The sequence below is a fragment of the Undibacterium sp. Ji22W genome (assembly GCF_049340305.1).
Lineage (GTDB): Bacteria > Pseudomonadota > Gammaproteobacteria > Burkholderiales > Burkholderiaceae_D > Undibacterium.
On the sequence record NZ_JBMPOU010000019.1, the window covers coordinates 1 to 321 of the forward strand.

The window sequence follows — 321 nt, forward strand, 5'->3', positions numbered from 1 at the left end:
GCAGTGGTACGGATTACGGTAGTGCGACAGCGACGAATCTGCAAGTATCAACGGATGGTGGAACGACGTGGAACAATGCGGCTACGGCGACGATTGCCGCAGGCGCGACGAGTGTCTTGGTACGTACGCCAGTGACGGAAGATTTGTTGGATGAACTCGACGAAACCTTCGTCTTAACGGCAACACGCACAGCCGGTACAACCACGAATGCGTCGGCAACAGGTACGGGCACGATCACAGACAACGATGCAACACCAAGTTTGTCGATCAACGACGTGATCGTCAACGAAGCGGCTGGCACAGCGACCTTCACGGTCACCT

General features: G+C 55.8%; 1 protein-coding gene. It reads left to right on the plus strand.

Translation table 11 applies throughout. The features are described 5' to 3' along the window. The coding region (locus ACO0KW_RS20405) for a hypothetical protein (RefSeq protein WP_423055178.1) at positions 1 to 321 on the plus strand (321 nt) is incomplete at both ends.